General features: G+C 67.0%; 17 protein-coding genes. 16 read left to right on the plus strand and 1 reads right to left on the minus strand.

The genetic code is table 11. The features are described 5' to 3' along the window. Positions 1-161 precede the first annotated feature (161 nt). The 4 genes from PV781_RS14035 (at position 162) to ilvD (ending at position 5,788) form a co-directional block, all read left to right on the plus strand. A complete protein-coding gene (locus tag PV781_RS14035) occupies positions 162-1,196 on the plus strand; it encodes a glutamine synthetase beta-grasp domain-containing protein (RefSeq protein ID WP_274776253.1) in 1,035 nt (344 codons plus the stop codon). Positions 1,197-1,514: 318 nt separating this feature from the next. Continuing rightward, positions 1,515-2,408, plus strand: coding sequence for an acetyl-CoA carboxylase, carboxyltransferase subunit beta (accD, locus tag PV781_RS14040; protein WP_274776488.1), 894 nt, complete (start codon positions 1,515-1,517; stop codon positions 2,406-2,408). A gap of 36 nt (positions 2,409-2,444) precedes the next feature. Further along, the gene (locus PV781_RS14045) at positions 2,445-3,770 is read left to right on the plus strand and encodes a bifunctional folylpolyglutamate synthase/dihydrofolate synthase (RefSeq protein WP_274776254.1); all 1,326 of its coding nucleotides are present in this window, start codon (positions 2,445-2,447) and stop codon (positions 3,768-3,770) included. Positions 3,771-3,934: 164 nt separating this feature from the next. Then, positions 3,935-5,788, plus strand: a complete 1,854-nt coding sequence (gene ilvD, locus PV781_RS14050) for a dihydroxy-acid dehydratase (RefSeq protein WP_274776255.1) — start codon at positions 3,935-3,937, stop codon at positions 5,786-5,788. An 81-nt stretch (positions 5,789-5,869) separates the two neighbouring features. Here ilvD and PV781_RS14055 read toward each other — a convergent pair whose 3' ends face one another. Next, positions 5,870-6,403: a hypothetical protein gene (locus tag PV781_RS14055; RefSeq protein WP_274776256.1), complete on the minus strand. Its 534-nt coding sequence runs from the start codon at positions 6,401-6,403 to the stop codon at positions 5,870-5,872. Between the two features lie 337 nt (positions 6,404-6,740). Here PV781_RS14055 and PV781_RS14060 point away from each other — a divergent pair, with 337 nt between their 5' ends. From PV781_RS14060 to dut, 12 genes are all read left to right on the plus strand, one after another. After that, positions 6,741-7,361, plus strand: coding sequence for a ribonuclease D (locus PV781_RS14060; protein WP_274776257.1), 621 nt, complete (start codon positions 6,741-6,743; stop codon positions 7,359-7,361). Positions 7,362-7,490: 129 nt separating this feature from the next. Next, positions 7,491-8,276 (plus strand): hypothetical protein, encoded by a 786-nt coding sequence (locus tag PV781_RS14065; protein WP_274776258.1) that lies wholly within the window; start codon positions 7,491-7,493, stop codon positions 8,274-8,276. Further along, positions 8,273-8,869, plus strand: coding sequence for an LptA/OstA family protein (locus tag PV781_RS14070; protein WP_274776259.1), 597 nt, complete (start codon positions 8,273-8,275; stop codon positions 8,867-8,869). The genes PV781_RS14065 and PV781_RS14070 overlap by 4 nt, the downstream gene beginning before the upstream one ends. A 279-nt stretch (positions 8,870-9,148) precedes the next feature. Continuing rightward, a complete protein-coding gene (lptB, locus tag PV781_RS14075) occupies positions 9,149-10,027 on the plus strand; it encodes an LPS export ABC transporter ATP-binding protein (RefSeq protein WP_274776260.1) in 879 nt (292 codons plus the stop codon). Positions 10,028-10,091: 64 nt separating this feature from the next. Continuing rightward, a complete protein-coding gene (gene rpoN / locus PV781_RS14080) occupies positions 10,092-11,612 on the plus strand; it encodes an RNA polymerase factor sigma-54 (protein WP_274776261.1) in 1,521 nt (506 codons plus the stop codon). Positions 11,613-11,732: 120 nt separating this feature from the next. Continuing rightward, positions 11,733-15,236 (plus strand): PAS domain-containing hybrid sensor histidine kinase/response regulator, encoded by a 3,504-nt coding sequence (locus PV781_RS14085; RefSeq protein ID WP_274776262.1) that lies wholly within the window; start codon positions 11,733-11,735, stop codon positions 15,234-15,236. Positions 15,237-15,456: 220 nt separating this feature from the next. After that, complete coding sequence (locus PV781_RS14090) at positions 15,457-15,669, plus strand: hypothetical protein (RefSeq protein ID WP_274776263.1); 213 nt, start codon at positions 15,457-15,459, stop codon at positions 15,667-15,669. Positions 15,670-15,894: 225 nt separating this feature from the next. Next, positions 15,895-16,665, plus strand: a complete 771-nt coding sequence (gene ubiE / locus PV781_RS14095; protein ID WP_274776264.1) for a bifunctional demethylmenaquinone methyltransferase/2-methoxy-6-polyprenyl-1,4-benzoquinol methylase UbiE — start codon at positions 15,895-15,897, stop codon at positions 16,663-16,665. Between the two features lie 157 nt (positions 16,666-16,822). Next, positions 16,823-18,358: a 2-polyprenylphenol 6-hydroxylase gene (gene ubiB / locus PV781_RS14100; protein ID WP_274776489.1), complete on the plus strand. Its 1,536-nt coding sequence runs from the start codon at positions 16,823-16,825 to the stop codon at positions 18,356-18,358. A 19-nt stretch (positions 18,359-18,377) separates the two neighbouring features. Then, the gene (locus tag PV781_RS14105; RefSeq protein WP_274776265.1) at positions 18,378-18,824 is read left to right on the plus strand and encodes a GNAT family N-acetyltransferase; all 447 of its coding nucleotides are present in this window, start codon (positions 18,378-18,380) and stop codon (positions 18,822-18,824) included. Between the two features lie 93 nt (positions 18,825-18,917). Beyond that, positions 18,918-20,129, plus strand: coding sequence for a bifunctional phosphopantothenoylcysteine decarboxylase/phosphopantothenate--cysteine ligase CoaBC (gene coaBC, locus PV781_RS14110; protein ID WP_274776266.1), 1,212 nt, complete (start codon positions 18,918-18,920; stop codon positions 20,127-20,129). Beyond that, positions 20,129-20,602: a dUTP diphosphatase gene (gene dut / locus PV781_RS14115; RefSeq protein WP_425532401.1), complete on the plus strand. Its 474-nt coding sequence runs from the start codon at positions 20,129-20,131 to the stop codon at positions 20,600-20,602. The genes coaBC and dut overlap by 1 nt, the downstream gene beginning before the upstream one ends. Positions 20,603-20,612: the final 10 nt, after the last annotated feature.

Raw genomic sequence — 20,612 nt, forward strand, 5'->3', positions numbered from 1 at the left:
ACGCTCTGTGCTTTAGAAGGGTGGTCGCTCGCGACCGAGCACGCCCATCGGCGGTCGGCATGCTCCGGGAGGGTTCGGCGGTCACGTTCGGTTCCATGGGGAACTGGATAACGGCTTCAACTTTCCTGGTGCTTCGCGTCATCAGGTTATGAGAGAGCGCAATGACGAAGTACAAACTCGAGTACATCTGGCTCGACGGCTACAAGCCGACCCCGAACCTGCGCGGCAAGACGCAGATCAAGGAATTCGACCACTTCCCCTCGCTGGAAGAGCTTCCCCTGTGGGGCTTCGACGGCTCGTCCACCGAGCAGGCGGAAGGCCGCAGCTCGGACTGCGTGCTGAAGCCGGTCGCCGTGTATCCCGATCCGGCCCGCAAGAATGGCGCGCTGGTCATGTGCGAAGTGATGATGCCGGATGGCGTCACCCCGCACCCGACCAATGCCCGCGCCACCATCCTGGACGACGAAGGCGCCTGGTTCGGCTTCGAGCAGGAATACTTCTTCTATAAGGACGGCCGTCCGCTCGGCTTCCCCGAGCACGGCTATCCCGCGCCGCAGGGCCCCTATTATACGGGCGTCGGCTACAAGAACGTGGGCGACATTGCCCGTGAGATCGTGGAAGAGCATCTCGAGCTCTGCCTCGAAGCCGGCATCAACCACGAAGGCATCAATGCCGAAGTGGCCAAGGGCCAGTGGGAATTCCAGATTTTCGGCAAGGGCTCCAAGAAGGCCGCTGACGAAGTGTGGATGGCCCGCTACCTGCTGCTCCGCCTCACCGAGAAGTATGGCGTGGACATCGAGTTCCACTGCAAGCCGCTCGGCGACACCGACTGGAACGGCTCGGGCATGCACTGCAACTTCTCCACGAAGTACATGCGCGAAGTCGGCGGCAAGGAATATTTCGAGGCCCTCATGGCGGCCTTCGAGAAGAACCTGCACGACCACATCAACGTGTACGGCCCCGACAACCATCTGCGCCTGACCGGCAAGCATGAGACGGCGCCGTGGAACAAGTTCAGCTATGGCGTGGCGGATCGCGGCGCGTCCATTCGCGTGCCGCACTCCTTCGTCCGCAACGACTACAAGGGCTATCTTGAGGATCGCCGCCCCAATTCCCAGGGCTGCCCCTACCAGATCGCCTCCCAGGTGCTGAAGACCATCTCCGAGGTCCCCACCGCCAAGTCCGAAGCCGCCTGAGCGCGGCTCTGGACCCAGCCGGCTCGGCGTCACCGCCCCGGCTGACGGAACCTGTATGTAAAAAAGGACGGCGCGGGCTTCCGCGCCGTCTTTCTTTTTTTGGATCAGCGGCGCGTCTTCCCAGCCGGTGGTGCAACGTACGCCGCAGCGGCGGACTGGCCCTGTCGCAGGTTTGACATCAAAAGGCGGACTCCGCCTCGCTTTCGCCACCAAGCGGGACCACCCATCCGCAGCGCTTTCACGCACCGCAGCACCTATGGCCTTCCGTCGGGCGGCTCCGGGTATTACATGGAGAGCGCCGCAAGCGGGAGCAGCCTGTTGAACTGGATTTCCAACGTCGTTCGCCCGAAGATCCGCGACTTCCTCGCCCGTCGCGAGGTGCCGGAGAATTTGTGGGTGAAGTGCCCGGAGACCGGGCAGATGGTCTTCCACAAGGACCTGGAGGCGAACCTCTTCGTCATCCCCGGCTCCGGCTACCACATGCGCATGGACGCCGCGACGCGCCTGAAGTCCACGTTCGACGACGCGGCCTATGAAGAGGTGACCCTGCCCGAGGTGGTCACCGACCCGCTGAAATTCCGCGACGAGCGCCGCTATGCTGACCGCCTCAAGGACGCCCGCACCAAGACCGGCATGACCGATGCCGTGAAGGTGGCGACCGGCATGCTGGAAGGGCTCCCCGTCACCATTGCGGTGCAGGACTTCAACTTCATGGGCGGGTCGCTCGGCATGGCGGCCGGCGAAGCCGTGGTCACCGGCCTAGAGACCGCGGCCCGCAAGGGCACGCCCTTCATCATCTTCGCGGCCTCGGGCGGCGCGCGCATGCAGGAGGGCATCCTTTCCCTCATGCAGATGCCCCGCACCACGGTGGCCATCCAGGAACTGCGCGAAGCCAAGAAGCCCTATATCGTGGTCCTTACCAACCCCACCACAGGCGGCGTCACAGCCTCCTATGCCATGTTGGGCGATGTGCAGATCGCCGAGCCCGGCGCGCTCGTTGGCTTCGCCGGCCCCCGCGTCATCGAGCAGACCATCCGCGAGAAGCTGCCCGACGGCTTCCAGCGCGCGGAGTATCTGCGCGAGCATGGCATGATCGACATGGTGGTGCATCGCCACCAGATGCGCGAGACGCTGGGCCGGCTCTGCCGGATCCTGGTGAAGGCTCCCGCCGTTCCGCCCAAGGCGCGCCTGCCGCGCCCGGCGGGCGCATGATTCACCCACACCTTCTGCCCTTGCGAGGCTAGGTCCATGGCCCTGCCCCGGCGCATCGACGCGCCCGACGCCATATTGGAGCGCCTGTCCGCGCTCCACCCCAAGCGCATCGACCTGTCGCTGGACCGGGTGCACCGCCTGCTGGAGGCGCTGGGCAACCCGCAGCACCGCCTGCCGCCGGTGGTTCATGTGGCCGGCACCAACGGCAAGGGCTCCACCATCGCCTTCATGCGCGCCGCGCTGGAAGCGGCGGGGCGGCGCGTGCATGTCTATACCTCCCCCCATCTGGTGCGCTTCAACGAGCGCATCCGCCTGGCCGGTCGCCTGGTGGAAGACGCCCAGCTCTCCGAGGCGCTCGACCGGGTGGCGGCGGCCAATGACGGGTCGCCCATCACCTTGTTCGAGATCACCACGGTCGCGGCCCTGGTCCTATTCTCGGAAGTCGCTGCCGACGTCCTGCTGCTGGAAGTGGGCCTCGGCGGCAGGCTGGACGCCACCAATGTGGTGGACGCGCCAGCGGTCAGCGTCATCACGCCTGTCTCCATCGACCATGTGGACTTCCTCGGTCCCACCGTGGAGCAGATTGCCGGCGAAAAGGCCGGCATCATCAAGCCCCGCGTGCCCGTGGTGCTGGGCGCCCAGACGCCAGGCGCGCTCAAGGTCATCGAGCGGGTGGCGGCGCGCAGCCGGGCGCCGCTCTTCATCCGCGGTGAGCAATGGACGGTGCATGAGGAAGGCGGACGGATCGTCTATGCGGACGAGGACGGACTCCTGGATCTGCCCCGCCCGCGCCTGATGGGTGCCCACCAGATCGACAATGCGGGCCTTGCCGTTGCCGCGCTGCGGGCCGTGCCCGCTTTGCGCCTGCCTGCCGCCACCATCGAGCAGGGCCTGCGCAATGCCGAATGGCCCGCCCGCATGCAGCGCCTGCCCGCCGGCGCGCTCACCGCCCGTGCCCCGGCTGGAGTGGAGCTCTGGCTGGATGGGGGCCACAATGCCGCCGGCGGCACCGCCATTGCCGGTGCGCTGGTGGAACTGGAGGAACGCTACCAGCGCCCCCTGGTGCTTATCGTCGGCATGCTCGGCAGCAAGGATGTGTCCGGCTTCCTGTCCTCCTTCATCGGCCTTGCCCGTGAAGTGATCGCCGTGCCCGTGCCGGGCGACCATAAGGGCCTCGCCGCCGAGGACGTGGCCGAAGCTGCCAAGGCGCTCGGCCTTGCCGCCTCCGTCGCGCGCGACGTGGGCGCGGCCCTCGACCAATTGGGCGAGATCCCCACCCTCCCCCCGCCCCGCGTCCTCATCTGCGGCTCGCTTTACCTGGCGGGCGCAGTGCTGGAGGCCAACGGCACGCGGCTCGACTGAGGATTGGGGCGGGCGTCGTCCCGACAGGGCTGCGCCCCGCGCATGGTCTGAGGCGGCAGATGCGCCGCCCGAATTGATTTAACTTCGTTCAAAATCGCTCTAAAAGAGCCTCGCTCAAATTGTTGCGCAGGCCATCCTGCGCCGGACATAAAAGGCAAGAGGACATGCCCCAGTATCGCTCGCGCACCTCGACCCACGGCCGCAACATGGCGGGAGCCCGCGGACTCTGGCGGGCCACGGGCATGAAGGACGGGGATTTCGGCAAGCCGATCATCGCGGTGGTGAATTCCTTCACGCAATTCGTGCCCGGCCATGTGCACCTCAAGGATCTCGGCCAGCTGGTGGCCCGCGAGATCGAGAAGGCGGGGGGCGTCGCCAAGGAATTCAACACCATCGCGGTGGATGACGGCATCGCCATGGGCCATGATGGCATGCTCTATTCGCTGCCCTCCCGCGAGATCATCGCCGACAGCGTGGAGTACATGGTCAACGCGCACTGCGCCGACGCCATGGTCTGCATCTCCAATTGCGACAAGATCACGCCCGGCATGCTGATGGCCGCCATGCGCCTCAACATCCCCGCCGTATTCGTCTCGGGCGGCCCCATGGAGGCCGGCAAGGTGCTGCTCTCCACCGGCGAGAAGAAGGTGGACCTCATCGACGCCATGGTCGCCGCTGCCGACGACCGGGTGAGTGATGAAGACGTGAAGGTGATGGAGCGCTCGGCCTGCCCGACCTGCGGCTCCTGCTCCGGCATGTTCACCGCCAATTCCATGAACTGCCTCACCGAGGCCCTTGGCCTCGCGCTGCCCGGCAACGGCTCGGTGCTCGCCACCCATGCGGACCGCGAGCGCCTGTTCGTGGAAGCGGGCCACCTGATCGTGGATCTGGCCCGTCGCTATTACGAGCAGGACGATGCCAGCGTGCTGCCCCGCGCGGTGGCCTCCTTCAAGGCGTTCGAGAACGCCATGACGCTCGACATCTCCATGGGCGGCTCCACCAACACGGTGCTGCACCTGCTGGCCGCCGCCAATGAGGGCGAAGTGCCCTTCACCATGGCGGACATCGACCGACTCTCCCGCAAGGTGCCCGTGCTCTGCAAGGTGGCTCCCGCCGTCGCCAACATCCATATGGAAGACGTGCACAGGGCCGGTGGCATCATGGCCATCCTCGGCGAACTCGACCGCGCCGGCCTCATCCACACCGACCTGCCCACCGTCCATGCCCCCAGCATCGCCGACGCGCTGGAGCGCTGGGACGTGGTTCGCACCAAGTCGGACCAGGTGCAGACCTTCTATCGCGCCGCCCCCGGTGGCGTGCCCACGCAGGTGGCCTTCAGCCAGTCCCGCCGCTGGGACGACCTGGACCTCGACCGGGAGAAGGGCGTCATCCGCAGCGCCGAGCACGCCTATTCCAAGGATGGCGGCCTCGCGGTGCTCTACGGCAACATCGCCGAGGACGGCTGCATCGTGAAGACGGCAGGCGTGGACGCTTCCATCCTCACCTTCACCGGCAGGGCGCGGGTGTTCGAGAGCCAGGACGCCTCGGTGGAAGCCATCCTGTCCACCGGCAAGATCGTGCCCGGCGACATCGTGCTGATCCGCTATGAGGGTCCGCGCGGCGGCCCCGGCATGCAGGAAATGCTCTATCCAACCTCCTATCTGAAGTCGAAGGGCCTCGGAAAGGCCTGCGCCCTCGTCACCGACGGGCGCTTCTCCGGCGGCTCCTCGGGCCTGTCCATCGGCCACGTCTCCCCCGAGGCGGCCGAGGGCGGGGCCATCGGCCTGGTGGAGGAAGGGGACGTGATCGAGATCGACATCCCCAACCGCTCCATCAACCTGAAGGTCACCGCCGAGGAGCTGGCCAATCGCCGGGCCGCCATGGAGGCCAAGGGCGATGCCGCCTGGACGCCCGCCAACCGCAAGCGCGTGGTCTCCCAGGCCCTCCAGGCCTATGCGGCCCTTACCACGTCGGCCGCCCGCGGCGCGGTGCGCGACGTGAAGAGCCTGCGGCGCTGATCGGCGCCTACACGCATCGCGAAGACGACGCGCCGCCGGCCCACGGGCCGGCGGTTTTCTTTTGCCTGGCGCTCCCCGACGTCACCGGCAGGTCAGGCGCCCGTCGATATTGGCGATGTCGCGCCCAGGGCTGCACCAGCTGACGGCGGTGGTTGCATCCACCCAGCGGCCCTTGCTGTCCTGGCAGGTGGCCTTCAACCAGCCGGCGGACACGCGAATGTCCCGGCAGCTGGCCATGTAGGAGCCGGGCGGGGGCCGGTCGTTGTTGTAGGACGGCGGAGGGGGAGCCGGACGCGAGGGCGAGCTGCCCCAGCCTGAAGAAGACCCGCCCCAACCGGAGGACGATCCACCCCAGCCGGAAGATTTGCACACCAGCCGGCCATCCTCATTGGCGATGTCGTTGCCGGGGGAACACCAGCCGGGCGCGGTGGTCGCTTCCACCCACCGGCCGGACCGGTCCTGGCAGGATGCGCGCAACCAACCCGCCACGACCCGGACCTCGCGGCAGGATTCCAGATAGCTTCCGGGCGGCACCTCCTGGGCGAACGCCGGCAAAGCCAGACAGCTTAACCCTGCAACCGCGAAGCTCGCGATCCACACGCTCCTGACGGACATCAGCAGGTCTCCGTGAAATGAGGCGCTCTGTTAAAGCACATTCGAATGACGCGGGAACCGTTTCGCGTAAAGGAAATCTTTTGAAACAAAGAGATAGCGCGCTTCCACGGGGTCGATCTCGCGCGGGCGCGTGAGCGCGATCCTTCCCGCTGGAACCTCAAGACGGTTCCATCGGGTCGGTAAATCACGCTCCAACTTATTGAACAGAGGCGAATTCACCGATCGCATGGGAGCGCCATGTGATTCAATGCGCTCGGATCCGGCTCTGGCACAGCCATCGACACGTCCTTCCGCCTCCGGTAAAAGCGCTTTCGATCCTTTCCAAGAAGATGCAGTGATGACCATCCGTCTGCACCGCGGCGACCTGCCCGCGGACTTTGTCGCCGCGCCCGTCGTGGCCATCGACACCGAGACCCTCGGCCTCAACCCGCTGCGCGACCGGCTCTGCCTGGTGCAGATCTCCAATGGCGACGGCACTGCCGACCTTGTCCAGGTGCCCCGCGGGGCTGGCGCCGAGACCGCGCCAAACCTGGTGCGCATGCTGGCCGACCCGAAGGTGGTGAAGCTGTTCCACTTCGCCCGCTTTGACGTGGCGGTGCTCAAGCACACATTTGGCGTGGTCACGGCCCCCCTGTTCTGCACCAAGATCGCCTCCCGGCTGACCCGGACCTATACCGACCGCCACGGCCTCAAGGATCTGGTGCGCGAACTCCTCGGCGTCGACCTCTCCAAGCAGCAGCAGAGCTCAGACTGGGCGGCCGCCGATCTCACCGATGCCCAGCTCGCCTATGCCGCCTCGGACGTGCTCCACCTCCATGCCTGCAAGGCGAAGCTTGAGGCCATGCTGGAGCGCGAGGGACGCACCCAAATGGCCCAGGATTGCTTCCAATTCCTGCCCACCCGGGCCGCCCTTGACTTGGCCGGCTGGGACGAGGAGGACATCTTCTCGCATTCTTGATGCAGTGCAGCGACTTGCGCGCGGAAGGCGTTTTGGACCATTCTGACACCGGGGCGAGAGGCGTGCGCACCGGTGCGGGCCTGTTTTGAACGACGGGCAGGAGCCGGATGCGATGGCGGATCGAATTTCATGAGCCATGACGAGGCTGCAAATGCCCCGGAGCGACGGGAGGGCGCGAATTTTTCGGCCCGACAGGCGACGGACTTCCGGCGCGCCCTGCGGCACAGCGCCCGCGTGCGCTTCGCCAAGCGCGCCCTGCCCGTGCTGGTGGCGGGGGCGCTCGCGGCCATGGTCGCCGTGCCGCTGATCCAGCAATTCTCCCTGCAGTTCCAGTTGCCCTTCCAGATGGGCGCGCTGCGCCTGAACGGCACACGGCTGACCATGGAATCGCCGAAGCTGTCCGGCTTCACGGATGACAATCGCGCCTATGTGGTGACCGCAGCCACTGCCTCGCAGGACCTGACCAATCCCGATGAGGTCGACCTGCAGGACATCCATGCCCAGATGGAGCTCGCCAACAAGGGTTGGGCAAAGCTGACCTCCGCCACGGGTACCATGTTTCCGAAACGACAATATATTACGCTGCAAGGTGGGGTGGAGTTCGAGACCAACGCCGGCTATGTGGGGCATCTGAAGGATGCAGCCATCGATGCCAAGGCGGGCAGTGTGGTCACCCAGAACCCGGTGGTTCTGACCTTTCGGGACGCCAAGCTGGTGGCGGACAAGATGACGGTGAGCGACCGGGGAAACCGGGCGCTGTTCGAGGGCAATGTGCAATTGGACTTCCGCCCGTCGGACATGTCCAATGCGCAGTCCGTGAACGGAGCTGCTCAACAGGGCGCGAAGCCCGGAGCGGGAGCCCCCGCGTCCGGCAACCCGGCGCAGGCCGCGCCGCCTGCGGGAGGAAAGCGATGAAGTGGGCCCTTAGCGTTCTCGTGCTCAGCGCCGCGCTGGCCGCGCCGGCCACAGGCGCGATGGCCCAGCCGAAAGGCGCGGGGAGCGTCCCCAACGCGCTCCAGGGCTTCGCCACCAACCGCGACCAGCCGGTGCGCATCACCTCCAATTCGCTTGAGGTGAAAGACAAGGAAAAGACCGCCTTGTTCTCCGGCAATGTCATCGTGACCCAGGGCGACACCACCATGCGTTCGCCCGAGCTGCTGGTCTTCTATGAGGGCTCCGCCGCCCCGGCGGACGGGCAACCCACCCAGAACGGCCAGATCAAGCGCATTGAGGCCAAGGGCGGGGTGCTGGTCCAGACCAAGGAGCAGACCGCCACCGGCGAGACCGGCACGTTCGAGATGAAGTCGAACACTGTGGTGTTGACCGGCAAGCCGGTGGTTCTCACACAGGGTCCCAACGTGGTCCGTGGGCAGAAGCTGACGGTGGATCTCATCACCGGCGTCTCCAAGATCGAGGGCGGCCGCGTGGAAAGCCTGATCGTGCCGGGCTCGGTGAAGCCGCCGCCCAATGGTGCCCCGGCCGGCCAGACCGGCGCGCCGAAGCGATAGGCGCGAACTGAGGCGGCAGACGCGCCGCGATCTGGCGGCGGCGTGCCGGCGCCCGGTGAGCATGGACGCTACGCCGCGCCCGACCTTGGGAAGGTTGGGCACCGACGATGGCGCTGCTCCCGGATGGCGTTGAGCCGCATGAGCGGCTCAACCTGCCGAACTCGGGCACTTTGTCGCAATCGGCGCTTTTTACCGGCGGCCTGAATTTTGCATGTTGCAAACTCAGCCCGCGAGGGAAAGACTGAGCACCGTCAGAGGGACATTGGCCCGGAGGCGTGTGTGAGTTTTCTTCCCATCTTCGGCGGCAAGCGACAGGGCAAGGGCGAGGCCCAGCTCCCGACGGACGCCGCAGCGTTCGACGATTACGACGCCGCCGTCGCGGACCACGAGGCCGAGGACACCCTCGGCTATGGCGTGCCTCACGAAGATGCCGCTGCCGTCTCCCTTGCCGCCTTCGGCCTCGCCAAGAGTTATGGCGGGCGCAAAGTGGTGCGGGATGTCTCGGTGAATGTGCGTCGCGGCGAGGCCGTCGGCCTGCTCGGCCCCAATGGCGCCGGCAAGACCACCGTCTTCTACATGATTACGGGCCTTGTGAAGGCCGATGCCGGGCGCATCGAGCTGGAAGGCCACGATGTCACGCCCATGCCCATGTACCAGCGGGCGCGGCTCGGCATCGGCTACCTGCCGCAAGAGGCCTCCATCTTCCGGGGCCTGACGGTGGAGGGCAACATCATGGCGGTGCTCGAGGTGAGCGAGCCCAACCGCCGCCGCCGCAAGGAGGAAATGGAAGCCCTCCTTGAGGAGTTCAAGATCACCCACGTTCGCAAGTCTCCGTCCATCGCCTTGTCGGGCGGGGAGCGGCGGCGCGTAGAGATCGCCCGGGCGCTGGCCAGCCGCCCCGCCTTCATGCTGTTGGACGAACCCTTCGCCGGCATCGACCCGATCGCCGTGGGTGACATCCAGTCTTTGGTGCGCCACCTGACCTCGCGCGGCATCGGCGTGCTGATCACCGACCACAATGTGCGCGAGACGCTCGGCCTCATTGACCGCGCCTACATCATCCATTCCGGCACCGTGCTGATGGAAGGTGACCCGGATTCCATCGTGAACAGCCCGGATGTGCGTCGGCTCTATCTCGGGGAAGAGTTCCGCCTATGACGACCCACGTGTGCCTTCTCTGCCTGCTGGATCGCCGCGGCGCGGCAGGGGGGAGCGCGCGCTGATGGCCCTTTCGCCCAAGATGGAGTTCCGCCAGAGCCAGTCGCTGGTGATGACGCCGCAATTGATGCAGGCCATCAAGCTGCTGCAACTCTCCAACGTCGAACTTGTGGCCTATGTGGAAGCGGAGCTGGAGCGCAATCCGCTGCTGGAGCGCATCGTTGAGGGAGACGGGGCTGACGGCGGCGCCGAACCGACGCCCGCGCCCGTGGCGGACGAGGCGCCGCGGACTGGCGACTGGATGGAAGCCGGCGAGGAGCCGAGCCGCGCTTCCATGGAAACCCGACTCGATACCGATCTGGGCAACCTGTTCCCCGACGACGCCCCTGCCGAGCGCCCGGGCGCCAGCAGCGCCCCTTCTGCGGTGGACTGGGGCGGCGGCGAGCGGGGCGACGACTATAATCCCGAGGCCTTCCTCGCCTCGCAGACCACCCTCGCCGACCATCTGGAAGCCCAGCTCGCGGTGGCGGAGACCGATCCCGCCCGCCGCCTCATCGGCATCAACCTGATCGGCCTCATCGACGAGACCGGCTATTTTACGGGCGACATCGAGGCGGTGGCCGCCATGCTGGAGGCGAGCGTCGCGGAGGTGGAGGAGGTGCTGCGCCTCATCCAGACCTTCGAGCCCTCCGGCGTCGGCGCCCGCACGCTGTCCGAATGCCTCGGCATCCAATTGCGCGAGAAGGATCGCTGCGACCCGGCCATGCAGGCCCTGCTCGACCATCTCGACCTGCTCGCCCGCCATGACCGCAATGCGTTGAAGCGCCTCTGCGGCGTGGACAACGAGGATCTGGCCGACATGATCGGCGAGATCCGGCGCCTGGACCCCAAGCCCGGCCTCGTCTTCGGCGGCGGCGTCGTGCACCCCCTCGTTCCGGATGTGTTCGTGCGCCCGGCCTCCGACGGCTCCTGGCTGGTGGAGCTGAATTCGGAGACCCTGCCCCGCGTGCTGGTCAACCAGACCTATCACGCCACCGTGGCGCGGGCCGCCCGCTCCCCGAAGGAGAAGAGCTTCCTCGCGGACTGCCTCCAGAGCGCCAGCTGGCTGACGCGCTCGCTTGACCAGCGCGCCCGCACCATCCTGAAGGTTGCAAGCGAGATCGTGCGCCAGCAGGAGGCCTTTCTCGACCATGGCGTGCGCCACCTGCGCCCCTTGAACCTGCGCACCGTGGCCGATGCCATCGGCATGCACGAATCCACCGTCTCGCGGGTGACCTCAAACAAATACATCTCCACGCCACGCGGCGTGATGGAGCTGAAATTCTTCTTCTCCTCCGCCATCGCCGCCTCCGGGGGAGGCGAGGCCCATTCGGCGGAAGCCGTGCGCCATCGCATCAAGAGCCTGATCGACCAGGAAAGCCCGGACGACATCCTCTCGGACGACACCCTGGTCCAGAAGCTGAAGGACGACGGCATCGACATCGCCCGGCGGACGGTGGCCAAGTATCGGGAGAGCATGAACATCGCCTCCTCGGTGCAGCGGCGGCGCGAGAAGCAGTCCCTGCGGACCCTGGCGCCAGGCTGATCCCCTCACCCTCGCCCACGGCCAAGATGCCGCCCTTCCCGCCGCTGGACATCGGGCGCGCCCGGGTGTGAGGTGAGAGCAGCCCCGGCACGGGACGAGACCGGGGGAGAGATGGGGGACATGCTTCAAGGCTGGGTCGTCGTCTTCGCTGCGCTGGCCTATATCGGCCTGCTCTTCGCCGTGGCGAGCTTCGGCGACCGGCGGCGTTCAACCGAAGACAAGTCAGCGCCGCGGCCGCTCATCTATTCCCTGTCCCTGGCGGTCTATTGCACCTCCTGGACCTTCTTCGGGTCGGTGGGCCTTGCCACGACCCAGGGCTTTGACTTCCTGACCATCTATGTGGGGCCGATCCTCGTGATCGCGGCGGCAAGCCCTGTGCTGATGCGCATCGTGACCCTGGCCAAGTCCCAGAACATCACCTCCATCGCCGACTTCCTCGCCGCCCGCTATGGCAAGCACCAGGGCATCGCGGCGCTGGTGACGGTGGTGGCCATCGTCGGCTCCATTCCCTACATCTCGCTGCAATTGAAGGCGGTGTCCTCCTCGCTGGCGGCAGTGCTGGGGAATGTGGGCGGGCCGGCCCCTGCCGGCTCCATCGGCGGCGACCTCGCTCTTTTCGTGGCGCTGGCCATGGCGGCCTTCGCCGTTCTGTTCGGCACGCGCCACACGGATGCCACCGAGCATCAGGAAGGCCTGATGCTGGCGGTGGCGACCGAATCCATCGTCAAGCTGGTGGCGTTCCTGGCGGTGGGCGTCTTCGTCACCTTCTTTCTGTTCGACGGCCCCTCCACCCTCTTCTACGCCGCCCGCGAGATGAGCATGCTCGCGCCGTTCGAACATGGTTCGTCGCTGGAGAGCTGGCTGACCATGACGGTGCTCTCGGCCGGGGCTTTCATCCTGCTGCCGCGGCAGTTTCATGTTGCCGTGGTGGAGAACAAGGGCATCTCCGAGATCAAGCGGGCGCGGTGGCTGTTCCCGCTCTATCTCATCCTCATCAATCTCTTCGTGGTGCCGCTGGCGGTGGCGGGCATGGTTCTGTTCCCGCTCCAGACGGTGGACCCGGACGTGTTCGTCCTGGCTGTTCCGCTGGCCGCCGGTTCGGAATCGCTCGCGCTGCTGGCTTTCGTGGGGGGGCTCTCGGCGGCAACCGCCATGGTGATCGTGGAATCGGTGGCGCTGGCCATCATGGTCTCCAACGACCTGGTCATGCCCCTCATGCTGCGGCGCCGGGCGAACCGGGGCGAGAGCGGGCAAACCCGGCACGATATGGTGGCGACCCTGCTGCTGGTGCGCCGGGCCGCCATCTTCGTCATCCTGCTTCTGGTCTATCTCTACTATCGCACCACCGGCGATGTACAGCTGGCCCAGATCGGCCTTCTTTCCTTCGCCGCCATCGCACAGGTGGGGCCCGCCTTCGCGGCCGGCCTGACCTGGCGCCGGGCCACCGCCAAGGGCGCCATCTGGGCCATCCTGGCCGGCATATCCGTGTGGGCCTACACGCTCCTTCTGCCGACCCTTGCCGAAGCCGGCCTCGTGAGCCGCACCTTTGTGGAGCACGGTCCCTTCGGCCTGTCTTTCCTGCGCCCCACCGGTCTGTTCGGCCTTTCGGCGACGCCCCTCGCCCACGGTGTGGTGTGGAGCTTGGGACTCAACACCTTACTCCTGGTTGTGGTCTCGCTGGTGACGCGTCCCTCGGCCATCGAGCAGGTGCAGGCGGGGCTGTTCCTGAACTCCGAGGTGGCCGTGCGCCCCTCCTTCCGGCGTTGGCGCTCGGCGGTGACGGTTGAAGAGCTGATCGCCACCGTGGCGCGCTACCTCGGCGCCGACCGGGCCCGCTCGGCTTTTGACAGCTTCGCCAAGTCCAGCGGCCTGCGGCTCGACCCGCGCCACGAGGCGGACGCCCAATTGGTGCGCTATGCGGAGCGGCTCTTGGCCTCCGCCATCGGGGCGGCTTCGTCGCGACTGGTTCTGTCGCTCCTGTTGCGCAAGCGCGCGGTGTCCACCAAGGCGGCGCTGAAGCTCCTGGACGATGCCTCCGCCGCCATCCAGTACAATCGCGAGCTGCTCCAGAACGCCATCGACCATGTGGGACAGGGCATCGCCGTGTTCGACCGCGACCTGCGCCTCGTCTGCTGGAATCGCCAATTCGGCGCCATGCTGGACCTGCCGCCGGAATGCTATTCAGTGGGTGTGCCGCTCCGTGACATCCTCAGCCACGCCCATGCGGAGGACGAGGAGAGCACCGATACCCTCGATGCCCGCCTCGCCCGCTATTCCATGCCTTGCGGCACGTCCCACGAGCGCCTCCAGCGCGACACCGCCACCATCGAGGCCCGCTCGGACCCCATGCCTGATGGCGGCATCGTCGTGACCTTTACCGACATCACCGCCTCCGTGCAGGCGGAAGAGGCGCTGGAGCGGGCCAATGAGACGCTGGAGCGGCGGGTGCGTGAGCGCACGGAGCAGCTGGAGCAGTTGAACCATGCGCTCGAAAAGGCTCGCGCGGTCGCCGATGAGGCCAACGTCTCCAAGACGCGTTTTCTCGCCGCCGCCAGCCACGACATCCTCCAGCCGCTCAATGCGGCGCGGCTCTATGTGACGAGCTTGGTGGAACGGGCGGAAGGCAAGGACGAGGCGCGCCTTGCAGTCAACATCGATTCCTCGCTCGAGGCGGTGGAGGAGATCCTTGGCGCCCTCCTGGACATTTCCCGCCTCGACAGCGGCGCCATGCGCCCGGAGATCGCCCCGTTCCGCCTCGGCGAGGTGCTCAAGCAACTGGAGTTGGAATTCGCGCCCCTGGCGGCGGAAAAGAATCTGGACCTGACGGTGGTGCCCACTTCCCTCACCGTGCGGTCCGATCGGCGCCTGCTGCGCCGGCTGCTTCAGAACCTCATCTCCAACGCTATCAAGTACACACCCAAGGGCCGGGTGCTCGTCGGCTGCCGCCGGCGGCGCGGCAAGGTGCGGGTGGAGGTCATCGATACCGGAATGGGCATTCCCCGCTCCAAGCACAAATTGGTGTTCCAGGAATTCCAGCGCCTTGACCAGGGTGCGCGGGAAGCGCGGGGGCTCGGCCTTGGCCTGTCCATCGTGGAGCGCATTGGCCGGGTCCTGGAGCATCCGGTCACAGTCAGATCCGCGGCGGGTAAGGGGTCGAGCTTTTCGGTGGAATTGCCGGTCACTGCTCCTCTGCCTGAGGCGAAGACAGAGCCGACACGGCCGGCGGGCGCAACCACGCCGCTGCAAGGCCTCGTCATCCTGGCCATCGACAATGAGGCAGCCATTCTCGACGGCATGGAGACCTTGCTCACCGGCTGGGGCTGCCACGTCATCAAGGCGCCCAATGCCGCAGCCGCCTTGCGCGAGGTGAAGGCAGCGAAGGCCAAGCCTGACGTGATCCTGATCGACTATCACCTCGATGGCGGACACGGGATTGAGGCGGTCACGGGGCTGCGCTGGAAACTGGGCAAATTACCGGCGGTGCTCATCACCGCCGACCGCACCCGCAAGGTACGCGAGGCGGCCGAGGCGGCGGATATGACGGTGCTGAACAAGCCACTGAAGCCGGCCGCGTTGCGCGCGCTCCTCGCCCAGTGGCGTCTTTCTCGCACGGCAGCAGAATAGCTTTTATAGTTAACTAAGTATGACTATCCCCAGGCCGAGACATCGCCTTGGGATGATCTCCGTTCGCCCCAATCGGCGCCCCATATTCGCCCCGATCCGATGGCGTTCTTTACGCGTCGCAGCAAGAGATCTGAGGCACTACACCTTCGGTGAACAAGCTTCGATCATTTGCGGATGAGTAAAGCGCGTTAAGCCGGTGTTAACGATTTCGGAGATCGCCATGACCCTCACCATTCATGTCCCGATCTTCCCCATGCGGGAGGAAATCGAAGCCCGTCGCCAGCGCAGGTCTTTCTCCCAGGACACTGGGGGCAGCCGGCGCCGGTCGCGCGATGGCGAAGGGTTCCTGGAACTGGAACTGCTGCCGCTCGACGAGCTGGACAATGTGGAAAGCGCCACCGCCAAGGCCCGCCGCTGGGCCCGCAAGCTGTGATGCTCAAGCGTTGATGACATCGCCACGCGGGAGCATCCGCCGCGTGGCGTCCGCCGCTCCGATCCGGTAAGGTCCGGCCCGGACCGGCCAGCGGGGACCACCCGCGCCTGGTCCCTGGAGACGCCGCCGGCCCGATGGCCGGTCCGCCTCCGGAACTCTTCATCGAGACGAGGAGCCGGGCGCCCGCGCCGGCTCATCCTCTCGGGACATGGGCCAGGACGTCCGATGCAGCCTTCCTCCACCGACACCGCCGAGACTCATTTCGGCTTTCGTACCGTGCCGCTTGAAGACAAGCAGGCTATGGTGGATGACGTGTTCCACAAGGTGGCGCGGCGCTACGACATCATGAACGACCTCATGTCCGGTGGCCTGCACCGGGCCTGGAAGGATGCCCTCATTTCCAAGCTGCGGCCGCCCAAGTCCGACCGCCCCTTCCGCCTCCTGGACCTGGCCGGCGGCACCGGCGACATCGCCTTCCGCACCGTGCGCGCCGGAGGGCCGGGCACCCGCGTGGTGGTGGCCGACATCAATAAAGAGATGCTGGCCGTGGGCCGCGAGCGCGCCGAGAAAGCGGGACTTGCCGCCCAGGTGGAATTTGCCGAAGCCAATGCGGAGGAGTTGCCCTTCCCCGACCGCAGCTTCGATGCCGCAACCATCGCTTTCGGCATCCGCAACGTGCCCCGCATTTCCCGCGCGCTGGAAGAGATGCGCCGCGTGGTGAAGCCCGGCGGGCGCGTCATGGTGCTGGAATTCTCCCGCGTCGACGTGCCGATCTTCGACAAGGTCTACGACACCTTCTCCTTCAAGCTGATCCCCGAGATTGGCCGGCGGGTGGCGGGGGATGCCGAGCCCTATCGCTACCTGGTGGAATCCATCCGCCGCTTCCCCCCGCCCGAGGCCTTCGCCCAGATGATGCGCGATGCCGGGCTGAAGCGCGTGGACTACACCCTCATGACCGGCGGCGTGGTCGCGCTGCATTCAGGCTATCGCATCTGAGCGCACCCGTGCGGAACAAGACCCGCCGGGACGGATTGGGGCATGGTCCGCGAACGGGCCTGTCCATTCACCATGATCGAGCGCGGCGGGCGGCGTTTGCCCGCGCCGGCCGAGGGATGTGCGAGTGATCTTTCTTCTTGCCGATGCCGCCCGCCTCATGCGGGCCGGATATGTGCTCGCCCGGGAAGGCGTGCTGAGCCTCGTCCCGCCGGCGGCGGTGCCCCCGGCCGCGCGGCCGGGCCTGCGCCTCGCCCGCCTGATCGCGCGGCCGGATGCCGGAACCCGCGCCGCCCGCTTTTCGGCGGCGCTGAGCCGCCTTGGTCCTTCTTATGTGAAGCTCGGCCAGTTCCTCGCGACACGCCCCGACGTGGTGGGCGTCTCGGTCGCCCGCGACCTGGAAGTGCTGCAGGACCGCATGCCCGCCTTCGGACAGGAGGTGGCCGAGGCGACCGTGGCCGACGCGCTGGACCGACCCGTCGCCAGTGCCTTTTCCTATTTCGGCCCAGCGGTGGCCGCCGCCTCCATCGCCGAAGTGCACAAAGCGCAGGTGAGCGACCCCGACGGCACGGTGCGGGACGTGGCCGTGAAGGTGCTGCGCCCCGACATCACGCATCGCTTCAACGCCGACATGGCCTCGTTCGGCCGACTGGCGGAATTCGCCGAGCGTGTCTCCCCCGAGGCGCGTCGGCTGCGCCTCACGGCGGTGGTGGAAACGCTCGCCCGCTCCGTCTCCATGGAAATGGACCTGCGCCTGGAAGCCTCCGCCTATGCGGAGCTGGCGGAGAACACCGCCGATGACCTGGACATCCACGTGCCGCGCGTGGACTGGGACCGCTCCAGCCGCGAGGTGCTCACCACCCAGTGGATCGACGGCATCAGGCTCTCCGACCGCGCCGCCCTGGAGCGCGCCGGACACGACTTGCCCAACCTCGCCCGGGTGGTGATGCAGTCCTTCCTGCGCCAGGCCATGCGGGACGGCTTCTTCCATGCGGACATGCATCCGGGAAACCTATTCGTGGATGCGCAGGGCCGGCTCGTGGTGCTGGATTGCGGCATCATGGGGCGCCTCGGCCTCGCCGAGCGGCGGTTCCTCGCGGAGATTCTCTACGGCTTCATCACCCGCAATTGGCGCCGCACGGCCCAGGTGCATTTCGAGGCGGGTTATGTGCCCCGCCACCATTCGGTTGAGGACTTCGCCCAGGCCATCCGCGCCATCGGCGAACCCATCCATTCGCGCAGCGCCGAGCAGATCTCCATGGCGCGCCTTCTCTCGCTGCTGCTGGAGGTGACTGCCCTCTTCGACATGAAGACGCGGCCGGAACTGCTTCTGCTGCAAAAGACCATGGTGGTGGTGGAGGGCGTCGCCCGCTCTCTCGACCCGCAATTGAACATGTGGACCACCGCCGCACCGGTGGTGGAAGAGTGGATCGCCAACAATCTGGGGCCGGCCGGCCGCCTCCAGCAGGCAGGCGCCGGCCTCGGCGAGATCGGGCACTTCGCTCTCGACGTGCCCGGCCTTCTCACCCGCACGGGGCGGGTGATCACCCAGCTGGACGAGGCGACGCGCGATGGCCTGCGCCTGTCGCCCGACACGTTGGAGGGGATCGGCCGGGCGGAAGCGCGCCGCGCTTTCTGGGGCAATGCGGCGCTGTGGGTGATCGCGGCCGCGCTGCTCATGATCGCCTTGAAGTGACGGGCCGGGACGCCAGACCATGACCCAGCCGTTTCAACTGCGCGACGTCGAGCCCGGCGACGAGGCCCCCTGGCGTCAGCTTTGGGCGGGCTATCTCGCCTTTTACGAGACCGCGCTTTCTCCCGCTGTCACCGCCCACACCTTCACGCGCCTGCTCGATCCCGCCTCCCCCGTGAAGGGGCGCGTGGCGGAGCGTGAGGGCGCGCTGATCGGCTTTTCCACCATCGTCCTGCATGAAGACAGCTGGGCCCTCACCCCCGCCTGCTATCTGGGCGATCTCTTCGTGGCGCCGGAGGCCCGTGGGCTCGGCGTGGGGCGCGCGCTGATCGAGGATCTGGTGGCGCGGGGCAAGCAAGAGGGCTGGTCGCAGATCCATTGGCTGACCCGCCACACCAACCCCGCCCGCCGGCTTTACGACAGCTTCGTCACGGCGGATGACTTCGTGCATTACGCCCTTCAGCTCTGACCGGGGGCCGGGCCGGGTGAAACCGGCGGCAAATTCCGTTAAGGACAGGCAAACCGCCGGCCCGCTCGGCCGATGCGGAAAGGGAGGCCGCCCATGCTTCACGACCGGCGCATTCTGCTGATCATCGGCGGGGGGATCGCAGCCTATAAGTGCCTCGACCTTATCCGCCGCCTGAAGGAACGCGGGGCGAGCGTGCGTCCCATCCTCACCAAGTCGGCCCAGCACTTCGTCACCCCCCTCTCGGTGGGCGCGCTCAGCGGCGAGCGGGTGTTCACGGATCTGTTCGACCTCACGGCCGAGCACGACATCGGCCATATCCGGCTCTCGCGCGAGGCGGACCTGGTGGTGGTCGCCCCCGCCACCGCCGATCTCATGGCCAAGGCCGCCAATGGCCTGGCGGATGACCTCGCCTCCACCGCACTGATTGCCACCGACAAGCCGGTGCTCATGGCCCCCGCCATGAATCCGCGCATGTATGCCCATCCCGCCACCCGGCGAAATCTGGCGCGCCTGAAGGAAGACGGTGTCACCTTCGTTGGCCCCAATTCGGGGGCCATGGCGGAACGCGGCGAGTTCGGCGAGGGGCGCATGGCCGAGCCCATGGAAATCCTCGCCGCCATCGAGGCGCGCTTCGGGGAAGGTACGGCGCTGCTCAAGGGCCGGCGCCTGCTGGTCACGTCCGGCCCAACCCACGAGCCCATCGATCCCGTGCGCTATATCGCCAACCGCTCCTCCGGCAAGCAGGGCCACGCCATCGCGGCTGCTGCCGCCGCAGCGGGGGCCGAGGTGGTGCTGGTGTCCGGGCCGGTGGAGATCCCGGACCCCAAGGGGGTGCAGGTGGTGCGCGTGGAGACCGCCGCGCAGATGCTGGCGGCCGTGGAGGAACACCTCCCCATGGACGCCGCAGTGTTCGCGGCGGCGGTGGCGGACTGGCGTGTGGCGGGGGCCTCCGACCAGAAGATCAAGAAGGAGGGCGCCGGCGCGCCCGGCCTCAACCTGGTGGAAAATCCCGACATCCTCGCCACCGTCTCCCACCACCACACCTTGCGGCCGCGCCTGGTGGTGGGCTTTGCCGCCGAGACGCAGAATGTGGTGGCCCATGCCCGCGCCAAGCGCGAGCGCAAGGGCTGCGACTGGATCGTCGCCAATGACGTGTCGCCCGCCACCGGCATCATGGGCGGCGACCTCAACACCGTGCATTTGGTCAGCGCCGAGGGGGTGGAAGACTGGCCTTCCGCCACCAAGACCGAAGTGGCACGCAAGCTCGTCGCGCGCATCGCGGCGGCCCTGACGGAGACCTTGTGATGACCCCCCTCGCCGTACCCGTCCAGCGCCTGCCGCATGGGGCGGGCCTGCCCTTGCCCGTCTATGCCACCGCCGCAGCGGCGGGGCTGGACCTTCTCGCCGCCGTCCCCGAGGACGCTCCCGTGACGCTGGCCCCCGGCGCATGGCTGGCGGTGCCCACCGCGCTGAGCCTCGCCTTGCCCCCCGGCTATGAGGCGCAGGTGCGTCCTCGCTCCGGCCTCGCTCTCAAGCATGGCGTCACCGTGTTGAACGCACCAGGCACCATTGATGCCGATTATCGGGGGGAGATTCTCGTCCTCCTCATCAATCACGCGGCCGCACCCTTTGAAATCACAAGAGGAATGCGCATTGCCCAGCTCGTGGTCGCGCCCGTCATGCATATAAAGCTGGAAGAAGACGGAGAATTAGGAGAAACTGCACGCGGCGTCGGTGGTTTTGGTTCAACCGGGACCCACGCGCAGTCAAACCCTTGAAGCTACACAC

The organism is Aquabacter sediminis (assembly GCF_028863665.1).
In the GTDB taxonomy this organism is placed as follows: Bacteria; Pseudomonadota; Alphaproteobacteria; order Rhizobiales; family Xanthobacteraceae; genus L1I39.